Source organism: Bacillus cereus group sp. BfR-BA-01381, from assembly GCF_022663555.1.
GTDB lineage: Bacteria > Bacillota > Bacilli > Bacillales > Bacillaceae_G > Bacillus_A > Bacillus_A pacificus.
This window is the reverse complement of sequence record NZ_JAKUFR010000013.1, coordinates 38,879-52,596: the sequence shown is the minus strand read 5'-3', so window position 1 is coordinate 52,596 and position 13,718 is coordinate 38,879. Positions and strand designations below refer to the sequence as shown.

The following is a 13,718-nucleotide window of genomic DNA, read 5'->3' as shown; positions in this document are numbered from 1 at the left end:
AATGCCTATAATTACCTTTTCATTCATCTTTATTTTATTATTATTATTATTAATTATTAATTCTATTCGTCGCGGAACTTTAGAAACGAAATATGCTGTTTTGTGGATTTTTGTTTGTATTGCAATGGCTATTTTAAGTTCTACCGATAAAATTATAAACTGGATTGGAAAACTATTAAAAGTAGAATATCCCCCTTCCATTTTATTTTTATTTGGATTATTATTCTGTTTCATCTTAATTTTTGACCTAACAAGAAAAATTTCTAAACAACATCATCAACTTGTAACATTAACGCAAGATTATGCGTTACTAAAGCAAAAATTACATGCGACTGAGCCAGACAAAGACTAACCTAATAGTTCAAAGCCAATATAAAAAAACCTCTTAATTTATTTCAAAAATTAAGAGGTTTTTTATTCTCAATAATCATTTATTCCCCTTCACAATCGTTACGATAAATATATCCTACTTACTAACTAAGTAAAAATAGTATAAATAAGAATTTATATGCAATAAACATATTAAAGCCGTTTGAAATACGAGAATTAACCATAAGCCACCACCTTTTTAATAGAAAGTTGATTTACAAAGTTTATATGCGTTAAAATTATACAGATGTTCTTGTAATCTTCTTCCTTTCAAAAGGCTTGTATATATGGTGCAAGACATAAAAAACTTGAGGAGATAAAAATTCTATGATGGAACAAAAACAACTTGTTTCTGTTGTCATACCTCTGTATAACACGGAAAAATATATTGAAGAAACGATGCAATCAATATTAGATCAAACATATAAAAACATCGAAATTGTAATTGTAGATGATGGGAGTAAAGATCAGTCACCTTCTATCGTAAAAAATCTTGCTGAAAAATACCCAGGGCAAGTAAAATACGTTCATCAAAAAAACCAAGGCGTTTCAGTAGCCCGTAATACAGGTATGGAAAATGCTAGCGGAGAATATGTCGCTTTCCTTGATAGCGATGACTTATGGCATCCAACTAAAATTGAGAAGCAAGTCGAAAGTATGCATAAAAACGAAATGGACGCGTGCTATTGTGGTTATATGAATTTCTACGAAGAAACAGGCGAGAAGGTTGAACATACAACAAACTTTATTAAAGGTGATATGACAAAAGCATTCCTAACGCATCAAGTTGTTGCTCAAACAAGTACTTGGATTTTCAAAAGATCTATCGTAATAGATCATAACATTCGTTTTACACCAGGATGTAGTTGGGGCGAAGACTTGGAGTTTTTATTTAAACTTATGAGTGTGACAAATGTATGTTATGTCGATGAATACTTAACATATTACAGAATCTTATCAGAAGGAAATCTTTCTTCTAAATATAAAGATTATGAATTAAAAACGGCAAAAGAGCTGGAAGTATTCAATCGTATGAAAGACTGGATACATAATAAATCTCAAGATTTCATTACAAAAGACCCTCAGTCACTTATTGAGATTCTTGAGACTTATTTATTTCCTTATACAGTCATCAATAACTCTTGTATATATATTAAAGAAAACTCTCAATTAGATAAATCACAAGTTCAATTAATCAAAAAAGATATAAAGAAATATTGCCGTAAAATCTATTCAAAGAATGGAAAGCGTAGTAAAAAACTATATGCAATGCTTTGGTTTGTACGAATTAAATTTCTGTTTTCTTAAACTGAAAATATAACGATACTCTCTTTCTGTGAACAAATTAAAATTACAAATAGGACAAGCTAACCGGGTCCTAAAGAATAGAAAGGTCTTTTCTCATGAAAACAAATAAAATTCTAAAAAATGCATCCTACCTCTTTGTAGGAAACATTACTGTTCGTTTTGTACTGGCTATTGCAACAATTCTCTTTGCAAGATATGTTTCACCAGATGAGTACGGGATGTTTACAGTTGCATTAGCAGTTTCCGCTGTCATTTGCTATTTTACGGATGCAGGTTTGACACATACGTTTATGCGTGAAGGAACAAGAAGCAACGCTAACATTAGCGTATTAATAAGCAGTTATTTACGAATTCGTTTAGTATTAGCTATCGTAATTTCTGTGCTCTTCGCCATTTTCGCTCAGTTCTTCTACACTGATGCTTACTTACGTGCCATGGTATATTGGGTCGTACTACCAACTATGTTTGGAGCTACTTTACAAGGGGTCGGGATGGCCTATTTCCAAGTAACAGAGCGTATGCAATTCACGGCGATTATTTCTGTACTACAAGGTGTGACGGCCGCAGCCGCTCTTCTGCTAGGGATGTCATTTAAATGGTCACTTATGATGGTTGCTGCTATGTACGGAATATCTAGCCTTGTAACAGGAGTCATTGCCTTTATAATGACAATCCGCTATACAACAATTCATAAGGGTTGGAATAAAGGCATTTTAGATCAATTACTTATTTTCACAGTCAATGGCGTTATCATTATGCTTTTACCGCAGTTAGGTCCTATTATCTTAGAAAAAGTTTCAACGAAAGCACAAGTTGGATTCTTTGGGGCCGCCTATAAAATACCTGCTGTACTTTACCAAATACCTGGTGTAATTGCAGCAGCCTTTTATCCAAAATTGTTTGCTTTTGGAAACGAAAATAATATTGATGAACATAGAAAGCTATCTCAATTCGAATTAAAGCTTATGTCTTTCTTAGGGATGGGAATTTCTATCCCGTTTATTGCCGATCCAAGTTTTTGGATTGTAACTCTATTAGGTGAAAAATATGCACCAGCTGGTGATGCCCTTGCAATTTTAGCCTTTATGGTCATTTTACAATCTATCAACTATCCGCTTGCTGATAATTTAACAACAGCTGGTCAACAATGGAAACGTGCAACAACTATGGCAATTGGATTAGCTGTCGCTATCATAAGTTACATCATATTAGGTAGCCAATTTGGAATGATGGGAGCTGCTGTAGCTGCTATCCTTACTGAGATTACATTATTAATCGGATTTTCATTATTCGTTCGTAAAGGATTTTCATTGCTATTCAAAGGAATAATATTCAATACACTAGCATTTATAATTAGTTATGCAATATACCGCACCGTACTAATTAGCTTACCACCACTAGTAGCTTTAGTACTTACTGGTATATTGTATGGCATTATTGGCCTTGCAATTGATCCACAAATACGTAGATTAATTTTAGGGTTTGTAAATAAAAAGCTAGGTAGATAAACAATAACAAGGCAAGCTTCTAAATTGTAAATAGAAGCTTGTTTTTTTACTTATATACAATTCCCCTTCATAATAAGAATTTCTAGGTACAACCCCAATATATTTCTCGTACTTCTCTCCACTTAATACAACTGGTTTTACCGTCAAATATAGTATTTCCACAAATTCTTTCATCTGCTTATCAAACAGACCAATGAACTGGATCATTCCTCTTTTTACAGTTATTATTCGTTTGGTATATCCCGTTAATTCCCGTATGTGTTAAATCAATTCCTCACCTGTAATGGCACCATAACCTGATATGTTCCAATTTTGTCCATAGGCCTCGTCATGTGAAGCTAATTCAACTATTGCTTTTGCACCAGCTGGTGTAAAAATATATTCACGGGCAATCTTTTTATCTTCAACAAAGCTAGACATTTTATTTGCAAGTATTCCTTTTAATGTATGATGGACAAGTGTGTTTTCTGCATTTGGACCATAAAAGTCTGGGAAATGAGCAATAAACATTCGTACATTAGCTTGTTTTGAAAATATATACATTTTGAAATGATGGCATTATATGAAAGAATTTAGTATCATGATTCAAGGTACTATTTCAAGTTGGACGGAGGATACTATGAGCTTATTAACAGTTGAAAAATTAGGACATACATTTGGCGATCGTACATTATTTAAAGATGTATCTATGCGATTACTAGCAGGTGAACACGTTGGATTAGTTGGTGCAAACGGCGTTGGTAAATCAACATTTATGAATATTATTACTGGTCAACTTATTCATGACCAAGGTCGTGTAGAATGGACACCGGGCACACATTACGGCTACTTAGATCAGCATACTGTTTTAACGCCTGGACGTACAATTCGTGACGTACTGGCGGATGCATTTTTACCGTTATTCGAAAAGGAAAAAGCTTTAAATGAAGTTACAGAAAAAATGGGAACTGCTACACCAGAAGAGCTAGAAGAACTTCTTGAGCAAATGGCAGAAATACAAGATGCACTTGAAGCAGGTGGTTTCTATTTACTAGATATGAAAATTGAAGAGGCTGCACGTGGTCTTGGAATTGATGCAATTGGTTTAGATCGTGATGTTTCAGCACTAAGCGGTGGACAACGTACAAAAGTATTGCTTGCAAAGCTATTACTTGAACAACCAGAAGTGTTATTACTTGATGAGCCTACTAACTATTTAGACGTTGAACATATTCATTGGTTAACAAATTATTTAAAAGAATACCCACATGCATTCTTATTAATTTCTCATGATACGGAATTTATGAACAAATGTGTTGATGTTATTTTCCATCTGGAATTCACAAAAATGACACGCTATACAGCGACATATGAAAAATTCCTAGAACTAGCAGAGATCAATAAAAATCAACATATAAACGCTTATGAAAAGCAGCGCGAGTTTATCAAAAAGCAAGAAGATTTCATTGCAAAGAACAAAGCCCGTTATTCAACAACAGGTCGTGCAAAGAGTCGTCAAAAACAACTTGATCGCATGGAACTTATTGATCGCCCGGAAACAGCAATTAAACCTGAATTCTCATTTAAAGAAAGTCGTGCAAGTAGTCGCTTCGTCTTTGAAGGTGAAAATGTAGAAATTGGATATACACATCCGCTACTACCAAAGCTATCAATGACAATTGAACGCGGTGAAAAAATTGCTATCGTTGGATGTAATGGTGTTGGTAAATCAACGTTACTAAAAACAATCTTAGGTAAAATTAAACCTTTAAGCGGTAAAACGAGTCTTGGGGACTTCTTAGAGCCTGCATACTTTGAGCAAGAGGTTAAAGCTGACAATATAACACCAATTGATGATGTATGGAATACATTCCCTGGCTTAGACCAGCATCAAATTCGTGCGATGTTAGCAAAATGCGGATTAAAAAATGAACATATTTCTCGCCCGTTAAGTCAATTAAGTGGTGGAGAACAAGCAAAAGTTCGTTTATGTAAACTAATGGGTGAAGAAAGTAACTGGCTACTATTTGATGAGCCGACAAACCATCTTGATGTTACAGCAAAAGCAGAACTTAAGAAGGCTATGAAAGCATATAAAGGAACAATCCTTCTTGTATGTCACGAACCGGACTTTTATGAAGATTGGATTACAAAGGTTTGGAACATAGAAGAATGGGCACAACAAAACTCTTAATTATCTAACCTGCCCTTTATACTGTAACTTAACGTACAAAGGGCAGTTAAGTTGAATCAGTAATAAATTTTGATAAGGAGTTTTCAAATATAATGGAAAGTACATTCTCTCTCAAACTTAATACGTTTTTTGTGAAAATTTTATTAGTACTATGTCTAATCATTTCTGGTGCTATCACATGGCATTCGGTAGCAGTGATTAAAGAACATGATGATACTAGCCTCTTAGTTTTAGTACCAGTCCTTATTCTAATAGGTCTTGTATTTTTACTTTTTGGCTATATTTCTAATAAATATATGTCAAAATTGGCATTTTCTATCTCACTAATCATTTTGGCTTTTTCTATTCGATTAATTTGGGTACTCAATATTCAAACCCCTGTAGAAACAGACTTTGCAATGATGTACCATAGCGCTATACAAGCTGCTAAAGGAGACTTTAGTTTCGCACAAAATACTTATTATACTTCATGGGTTTACCAACTTGGATTTACAATGTACCAAGCCTTTATTATTAAGTTATTTGGTGAAGGGACGTTTCTCTTAAAATTTTTAAATATAATCTATTGTACAGGAACAACATTACTAATTTATAAAATAACTTCTTATATATTTAATGAGTGGTCTGGACGAATAGCTGGATTACTATATGCATTTTATATCCCGAGTATTGTATTGAGTTCTGTACTAACAAATCAACACCTTGCTGTATTTTTATTTTATCTAGGCTTCTATTTATTAATTACAAAAGGCCTAAGCAATAAGTATACGTGGATTTTTATAGGGGCTATCCTAGCTTTAGGAGACATCATGCGTCCACTTGGTGCTATAATCTTAATTGCAATAACTATATATGTCTTTTTACAAGGTATATTAGGAAAATCAAGAAAAGAAATTTTTATTTCTGTAAAAAAACTTGGTGGCATTTTGATTGTATTTTTCCTTTTACATCAAATTGTAAGTTATTCATTTATATATTCCGGAATCACACAATACCCTCTCTCTAATCGCGATCCGCTTTGGAAATTCACAGTAGGATTTAATCATGAAACAAAAGGTAGCTATTCTGGTACAGATGCGGAATATATTATGTCCCTTAAACTTGGCGAAGAACGAACTGCGGCCCAAAAAAAGCTAATTCAAGAGCGACTATCTGATCCACAGAAGGTTTTATCTTTATTTGGGGATAAATTTGTACTCATGTGGGCAGATTATGACTCCGCACCATTATGGAGCCTAGTAACATTGGAAAAGACAGATAAGGATATGGTGTCATTAAAAGAGGATCTTACAAAATATGAAAAGTATATGTATACTGCGGCTATGATATTTAGCACATTATCACTCCTTTATCTCATCCTAACTAAACAAAATAAAACACATTACACTCTATTTTTATTACTAATAATCGGTTATGTAGCTATTCATTTCTTAATCGAATACCAAACAAGGTACCGATACTTCATTATCCCTAGCTTTACAATAATTCAAGGCTACGGAATATATATTTTTTATAGTCTAATATCGAAAAAGAAATTCTCATAAAAAGAAAATAAGAAAATACCTTTCAAAATATTTATAATTGCCCTCAATTTTACTTATAATTTACATTTTGAGGGCAATTTTTTTATGATTAATTTCATTTAAAACTTGAAAATATGGTATAATTTTTATTTGTTGTATATGAATAACACTTCTATATTTTTTGTTTTACTTATATATTATTATAAACATGAGGATATTATTATGGAAAAACTCTTAAAGTTTGGCTTAGTAGGGATCTTTAATACACTCATTACAATTATTAGCTTTTGGATATTATTAAAATTCGGTATGAACTACCTTATTGCGAATACCATTGCCTATTCAATTGGTGTTGCCAATAGCTACTATTGGAATAAAAATTGGGTGTTTAAACCTAATAATAAAGGCTCGTCAATGTTCTTTAAATTTCTAACTGTAAATTTAATTGTATATGCTTTTAATACATTATGTTTATTTATATTAGTAAATAAACTTACCTTTAATGCATTAATTGCACAGATCTTCGCAATTGGTTTCGGAATGGTTATAAATTTTGTACTTAATAAAATTTGGACATTCAACCAAACTAAAAAGGTGACTAATTAAATTTGAACAACTTATTAAAAATACGGAGGATGCAACATGCAAAAATTAATTTCGGTTGTAGTTCCTATGTACTTCGAGGAAGAAGTAGCACAAGAATGTTATAACCGTTTAAAGTCCGTTATGCTTCAAAATAACATTAATTACGAATTTGTCTTTGTAAACGACGGTAGTACAGATCGCACAATGGAAATCTTATCTGAGATTGCAGCAAATGATTACCGTACAAAAATTGTTAATTTCGCACGTAACTTTGGTCACCAAGTAGCTGTTACAGCTGGTATTGCTGCCGCAAAAGGTGATGCTATTGTAATTATAGATGCAGACTTACAAGATCCACCTGAAGTTATTCCTGAACTTATTGCAAAATGGGAAGAAGGATATGAAGTTGTTTATGCAAAACGTAAGCAACGTAAAGGTGAAACTTGGTTCAAACTTTTAACAGCTAAGTATTTCTATAAATTCTTAAACTACATGTCTGATATCGATATCCCAAAAGATACTGGTGATTTCCGAATCATCGACCGTAAAATAGCTGATGTTTTCAATCAAATGACTGAGCGAAATCGCTTCATCCGCGGTATGATGTCTTGGGTTGGCTTCCGCCAAACATATGTTGAATATGAACGTGATGAGCGCTTTGCTGGTGAAACAAAATATCCATTAAAGAAAATGATTAAATTTGCATCTGACGGCATTATTGCATTTTCGACAAAGCCATTACGCATCGTTATGTCTTTAGGTTTATTATCAGTTCTTATTTCTATAATTGTCTTACTATATACAATTACTGTGAAAGTCTTTGGACATGGCACGCAAACAGGTTGGGCGTCCATTATGGTTGCTATTACATTCTTTAGTGGTATTCAATTACTTGGTCTTGGAATCGTTGGCCAGTATATTGCTCGTATTTATGACGAAAGTAAAAACCGTCCGATTTATATCGTAAAAGAAACAATTAACATTGATGAAGAAGAGACAGCACTGCAAAAAGAAAAAGTGAATGCATAATAAAAAGGTAACAATGAAAACTATCATTGTTACCTTTTTATATTGTAATAGCCCATAAGCCTCAAACGAAATTCTTTTAAAGTTGGATATGCCTCTAAATTAAACAACATCCCTTGGATAACCGGAATTCTTGGATTTTGCATCCTCATTTCTGCCTCCAAAACATCTAATGTAACAAGCAATTCCTCATCTTCTAATTGATCCGCTAAAGTACGTTTAAACACAATAATTTCTTTTAAAAAATGTTCCTTAACCTGCTCCTTAATAAGCTCTGATTTACAAAGAAATTCTCCAAGCTTTTCTTCATGTAACACAGGTTCTTCTGAAGATTCTACCAATCCATCTACTAAATGATCCACTCTTTTCAAAATAAAAGCAGAGACGTAAGATAAGTCTATTTCTGGCGCTTGTAAAATAATTAGTTCTAAATATCCACGGCATATGCCTTCTACCATAATGACTAAATCTAATAAATATGGCATAACCTTATCACCATAAATAGACAGTAAACTATTCCGATAAAATGCGTGAGACTCTAACTTCATCCGCATCATAAATTCTTCTACTTCTTTATTAAAAGGAATCGCGTTTTCCCTTGCATGCATAATAATAAATTCTTTATGCTTTTGTATATCATTAAACTGGCAATGCAATTGTTTTGCAAATTTTTCACGTGGCAATAACGACTCTTTTTCAATTTCCATCATTTTGTTTTGAATCTTGTCATAGTAATATCGAAGTGTCGCTAATAAAAGTTCCTCTTTTGATTTAAAGTATAAATAAAAGGCTCCCTTAGATATGCCACAAGCTGTCACAATTTCCTGCACCGATGTCGCATTTACACCCTTAGTCGCAAATAACTTCATAGCCATCTCTATAATTAAACGCTCTTTGTCTTTCATATCATGTCTCTCCTAAATTTAATCTCGCATCTTATTATGAATGTATTATACCATCCCTTTTCATTGACGGCTGACCAATTAGTCAGTTATATTATGTATTAGACTGACCAGTTGGTCAATATAATACAAAGGGAGCGCAAACATGAACAAAATTATTAATTTTTCGTTAAAAAATAAGTTCGCAGTTTGGCTACTAACCATTATCGTTACCATTGCAGGTATTTATTCTGGGCTGAATATGAAGCTGGAAACAATTCCTGATATTACAACACCTGTTGTAACAGTAACCACGGTTTATCCTGGTGCTACACCAGAAGAAGTAGCTGATAAAATTTCAAAACCGATGGAAGAGCAACTGCAAAATTTAAGTGGTGTAAACGTTGTTAGTTCATCATCTTTTCAAAATGCATCTTCTATTCAGGTAGAATATGATTTTGATAAAAACATGGAAAAAGCTGAAACAGAAATAAAAGAAGCTCTCACAAATGTGAAACTGCCAGAGGGCGTAAAAGATCCGAAAGTTTCACGTGTAAACTTCAATGCCTTCCCTGTTATTTCATTAAGCGTAGCAAGTAAAAATGAATCTTTAGCTACCTTAACTGAAAATGTAGAAAAAAATGTTGTTCCAGGATTAAAAGGACTTGATGGGGTCGCATCTGTTCAAATTTCAGGTCAACAAGTAGATGAAGTACAACTTGTCTTCAAAAAAGATAAGATGAAAGAATTAGGTTTAAGTGAAGATACTGTAAAAAATGTAATTAAGGGATCGGACGTATCTTTACCACTTGGTTTATATACATTTAAAGATACAGAAAAGTCAGTTGTTGTAGATGGAAATATTACAACAATGAAAGCATTAAAAGAATTAAAAATCCCTGCTGTTCCTTCATCAGCAAGCGGTCAAGGTAGTCAAACTGCTGGAGCTGGTGCACAAATGCCACAAATGAATCCAGCTGCTATGAACGGGATTCCGACAGTTACATTAGACGAAATTGCTGATATTAAGGAAGTCGGAAAAGCAGAATCTATTTCTCGAACAAATGGAAAAGAAGCAATTGGAATTCAAATTGTCAAAGCTGCTGACGCCAACACAGTTGATGTTGTAAATGCAGTGAAAGATAAAGTAACAGAACTTGAGAAAAAATATAAAGACCTAGAGATTATTTCAACATTCGACCAAGGTGCACCTATTGAGAAATCAGTAGAAACAATGCTGAGCAAAGCCATTTTTGGTGCTATTTTTGCGATTGTTATTATTATGCTGTTCCTACGAAATATCCGAACAACATTAATCTCTGTCGTTTCCATACCACTTTCTTTATTAATTGCTGTATTAGTCATAAAACAAATGGATATTACACTTAACATTATGACGCTCGGAGCAATGACAGTCGCTATCGGGCGCGTTGTGGATGACTCCATTGTTGTTATTGAAAATATTTACCGACGTATGTCGTTATCAGGAGAGAAACTACGCGGGAAAGATTTAATTCGTGAAGCTACGAAAGAAATGTTTATTCCGATTATGTCTTCTACCATTGTAACAATTGCTGTATTTTTACCGCTTGGACTAGTAAAAGGTATGATTGGTGAAATGTTCTTACCATTCGCCTTAACTATCGTCTTCGCTTTATTAGCATCGTTGCTAGTAGCAGTTACAATCGTACCGATGCTAGCTCACTCTTTATTTAAGAAAGAGAGTATGAGGGAAAAAGAAGTACATCATGAAGAAAAACCAAGTAAATTAGCAAATATTTATAAACGCATACTTGCATGGGCTTTAAATCACAAAATTATTACATCAAGTATCGCTATCCTTCTATTAGTTGGTAGTCTTGCACTTGTGCCAATCATTGGTGTAAGTTTCTTACCATCTGAAGAAGAAAAAATGATCATTGCAACATACAACCCTGAACCAGGTCAAACGTTAGAAGACGTTGAAAAAATTGCAACGAAAGCTGAGAAGCACTTCCAAGATAATAAAGACGTCAAAACAATTCAATTCTCATTAGGTGGCGAAAACCCAATGAGTCCTGGTCAATCAAATCAAGCAATGTTCTTCGTACAATATGATAACGACACAAAAAACTTCGAAAAAGAGAAAGAACAAGTCGTTAAAGATTTACAGAAGATGTCTGGGAAAGGCGAATGGAAAAACCAAGACTTCGGGGCAAGTGGCGGTAGTAACGAAATCAAGTTATACGTTTACGGAGATAGCTCGGAAGACATTAAGCCTGTCGTAAAAGATATTCAAAACATAATGAAGAAAAACAAAGACTTAAAAGATATAGACTCTAGTATTGCAAAAACATACGCAGAATACACTTTAGTCGCAGATCAGGAAAAGTTAAGTAAAATGGGTCTAACGGCTGCACAAATTGGAATGGGACTTTCTAATCAACATGATCGCCCTGTTCTGACAACAATTAAAAAAGACGGTAAAGATATCAATGTATATGTAGAAGCTGAAAAACAAAATTATGAAACAATCGATGACTTAACAAATCGTAAAATTACAACGCCACTTGGTAATGAAGTGGCTGTAAAAGATGTGATGACTGTAAAAGAAGGTGAAACTTCGAATACAGTGAAACACCGCGATGGCCGTGTTTATGCGGAAGTAAGTGCAAAACTAACATCTGATGACGTTTCAAAAGCATCCGCCGCGGTTCAAAAAGAAGTAGATAAAATGGATCTTCCTTCTGGCGTAGATGTTTCTATGGGAGGCGTTACAAAAGATATTGAAGAATCATTCAAACAACTTGGCTTAGCGATGTTAGCTGCGATTGCTATTGTATACTTCGTTCTTGTCGTTACATTTGGCGGTGCTCTTGCACCATTCGCAATTTTATTCTCGCTACCATTTACAATCATTGGAGCTCTTGTTGCCTTATTAATCTCTGGTGAAACGTTAAGTGTCTCTGCAATGATCGGTGCCCTTATGTTAATCGGTATCGTTGTAACAAACGCAATCGTGCTTATCGACCGCGTTATTCATAAAGAAAATGAAGGTCTATCAACACGTGAAGCTTTATTAGAAGCTGGTGCAACACGCCTTCGCCCGATTTTAATGACTGCAATTGCAACAATCGGTGCTCTTATCCCGCTCGCATTAGGATTTGAAGGTAGCGGCTTAATTTCTAAAGGACTTGGTGTAACAGTAATTGGTGGATTAACAAGTTCAACATTATTAACACTTCTTATTGTTCCAATCGTTTATGAAGTATTAAGCAAATTTAAAAAGAAAAAAGTAAAATAACCAAAAAATAACCTCGCTAACTGCGAGGTTATTTTTTATTTCCAAACAAGATTAGGAAATCACCATAGCCTTCTTTTTCTAATTCCTCTTTTGGAATAAATCGAAGAGCTGCTGAATTTATACAATAGCGAAGTCCATTCGGTCCTGGACCATCTGGAAATACGTGCCCGAGATGTGAATCTCCTTCCTTACTTCTCACTTCTGTACGCGTCATATTATGACTCACATCCATTTTTTCCTTCACACTAGCTGATATAACTGGCTTCGTAAAACTAGGCCATCCACATCCACTATCAAATTTATCTAGAGAAGTAAACAAAGGTTCACCTGAAACGATATCTACATAAAGACCTTCTTCTTTATGATTCCAATACTCATTTCGAAATGGTGGTTCTGTACCATTTTCCTGTGTTACATAAAATTGCATCTCATTCAGTTTTTCCTTTAAATGAGCATTATCCTTTGGCCAATGCTGCTTAATAAACGCATCTCGCCCTGAGCCTTTACGGTATAACTCGTAGCGGAATTCATTTTTTTTATGATATCCTTGGTGATATTCCTCTGCGGGATAAAACGTAGCAGCTGGCAATATTTTTGTCGCAATCGGCTTTGAAAAGCGCCCACTCCTTGCAAGCTCTGCTTTTGAAGCCTCTGCTTTTTTATGTTGTTCTTCATTATGATAAAAAATCACTGTTTCGTAAGACTGTCCGCGATCGTGGAATTGCCCACCTACATCAGTCGGATCAATTTGTCTCCAATATATATTTAATAACTCCTCATACGGCATTTTATTTGCATCAAATGTAATTTGTACTGCCTCATAATGTCCCGTCGTTTCTGAACATACTTCTTTATATGTTGGATTCTCTTTATGACCACCTGTATAGCCAGAAACAACCTTTATAATGCCTTCCATCTCTTCAAATGGCGAAACCATACACCAGAAGCACCCTCCAGCAAATGTAGCTAATTCTACCTTTTCATTTACAGCCATTATTTCACCCCTATTCTATCTTCTTCTTACAGTATGGCATAAGAAACATCATGTTATAAAAGAAAAAG

Annotated in this window: 10 protein-coding genes and 2 pseudogenes; 8 read left to right on the top strand and 4 right to left on the bottom strand. The window is 34.1% G+C overall.

From position 1 onward, the window contains the following. Position 1: 1 nt before the first annotated feature. The 3 genes from MR079_RS06940 to MR079_RS06930 all read left to right on the top strand — a co-directional run bounded on the left by MR079_RS06940 (position 2) and on the right by MR079_RS06930 (position 3,185). Positions 2-352, top strand: coding sequence for a DUF2304 domain-containing protein (locus tag MR079_RS06940; RefSeq protein WP_001121772.1), 351 nt, complete (start codon positions 2-4; stop codon positions 350-352). A gap of 344 nt (positions 353-696) precedes the next feature. Further along, positions 697-1,677, top strand: coding sequence for a glycosyltransferase family 2 protein (locus MR079_RS06935; RefSeq protein ID WP_000970533.1), 981 nt, complete (start codon positions 697-699; stop codon positions 1,675-1,677). 95 nt (positions 1,678-1,772) lie between these two features. Beyond that, positions 1,773-3,185, top strand: a complete 1,413-nt coding sequence (locus MR079_RS06930) for an oligosaccharide flippase family protein (protein WP_087995286.1) — start codon at positions 1,773-1,775, stop codon at positions 3,183-3,185. Here the strand turns inward: MR079_RS06930 and MR079_RS06925 are convergent. After that, positions 3,174-3,716 (bottom strand): annotated as a pseudogene (locus MR079_RS06925) (Rossmann-fold NAD(P)-binding domain-containing protein); the annotation flags it as partial. The gene MR079_RS06930 and the pseudogene MR079_RS06925 overlap by 12 nt on opposite strands. 88 nt (positions 3,717-3,804) lie before the next feature. Here MR079_RS06925 and MR079_RS06920 point away from each other — a divergent pair. The 4 genes from MR079_RS06920 (at position 3,805) to MR079_RS06905 (ending at position 8,495) form a co-directional block, all read left to right on the top strand. Beyond that, entirely contained in the window at positions 3,805-5,358 is a 1,554-nt protein-coding gene (locus tag MR079_RS06920; protein ID WP_014481802.1) for an ABC-F family ATP-binding cassette domain-containing protein, read from the top strand. Positions 5,359-5,450: 92 nt separating this feature from the next. After that, positions 5,451-6,902, top strand: a complete 1,452-nt coding sequence (locus MR079_RS06915) for an ArnT family glycosyltransferase (RefSeq protein ID WP_139868588.1) — start codon at positions 5,451-5,453, stop codon at positions 6,900-6,902. A gap of 201 nt (positions 6,903-7,103) precedes the next feature. Beyond that, positions 7,104-7,487 (top strand): GtrA family protein, encoded by a 384-nt coding sequence (locus MR079_RS06910; protein WP_000413286.1) that lies wholly within the window; start codon positions 7,104-7,106, stop codon positions 7,485-7,487. A 36-nt stretch (positions 7,488-7,523) separates the two neighbouring features. Continuing rightward, complete coding sequence (locus MR079_RS06905; protein ID WP_001170717.1) at positions 7,524-8,495, top strand: glycosyltransferase family 2 protein; 972 nt, start codon at positions 7,524-7,526, stop codon at positions 8,493-8,495. Between the two features lie 29 nt (positions 8,496-8,524). On the opposite strand, the gene MR079_RS06900 is transcribed toward MR079_RS06905, so the two are convergent. Continuing rightward, entirely contained in the window at positions 8,525-9,397 is an 873-nt protein-coding gene (locus MR079_RS06900) for a TetR/AcrR family transcriptional regulator (protein ID WP_139868590.1), read from the bottom strand. 142 nt (positions 9,398-9,539) lie between these two features. On the opposite strand from MR079_RS06900, the gene MR079_RS06895 reads away from it, so the two are divergent. Beyond that, the gene (locus MR079_RS06895; protein WP_139868592.1) at positions 9,540-12,656 is read left to right on the top strand and encodes an efflux RND transporter permease subunit; all 3,117 of its coding nucleotides are present in this window, start codon (positions 9,540-9,542) and stop codon (positions 12,654-12,656) included. Positions 12,657-12,684: 28 nt separating this feature from the next. Here MR079_RS06895 and msrB read toward each other — a convergent pair whose 3' ends face one another. Both msrB and msrA read right to left on the bottom strand, forming a co-directional pair. Beyond that, positions 12,685-13,137: a peptide-methionine (R)-S-oxide reductase MsrB gene (msrB, locus tag MR079_RS29335; protein ID WP_313897259.1), complete on the bottom strand. Its 453-nt coding sequence runs from the start codon at positions 13,135-13,137 to the stop codon at positions 12,685-12,687. Between the two features lie 45 nt (positions 13,138-13,182). After that, positions 13,183-13,650: pseudogene (gene msrA, locus MR079_RS29330) on the bottom strand (peptide-methionine (S)-S-oxide reductase MsrA); the annotation flags it as partial. Between the last annotated feature and the right edge of the window lie 68 nt (positions 13,651-13,718).

Bases quoted from the DNA above. Each gene is read 5' to 3' on its own strand.
- MR079_RS06940 (WP_001121772.1), top strand. From the start codon at position 2: ATGCCTATAATTACCTTTTCATTCATCTTTATTTTATTATTATTATTA.
- MR079_RS06935 (WP_000970533.1), top strand. From the start codon at position 697: ATGATGGAACAAAAACAACTTGTTTCTGTTGTCATACCTCTGTATAAC.
- MR079_RS06930 (WP_087995286.1), top strand. From the start codon at position 1,773: ATGAAAACAAATAAAATTCTAAAAAATGCATCCTACCTCTTTGTAGGA.
- MR079_RS06920 (WP_014481802.1), top strand. From the start codon at position 3,805: ATGAGCTTATTAACAGTTGAAAAATTAGGACATACATTTGGCGATCGT.
- MR079_RS06915 (WP_139868588.1), top strand. From the start codon at position 5,451: ATGGAAAGTACATTCTCTCTCAAACTTAATACGTTTTTTGTGAAAATT.
- MR079_RS06910 (WP_000413286.1), top strand. From the start codon at position 7,104: ATGGAAAAACTCTTAAAGTTTGGCTTAGTAGGGATCTTTAATACACTC.
- MR079_RS06905 (WP_001170717.1), top strand. From the start codon at position 7,524: ATGCAAAAATTAATTTCGGTTGTAGTTCCTATGTACTTCGAGGAAGAA.
- MR079_RS06900 (WP_139868590.1), bottom strand. From the start codon at position 9,397: ATGAAAGACAAAGAGCGTTTAATTATAGAGATGGCTATGAAGTTATTT.
- MR079_RS06895 (WP_139868592.1), top strand. From the start codon at position 9,540: ATGAACAAAATTATTAATTTTTCGTTAAAAAATAAGTTCGCAGTTTGG.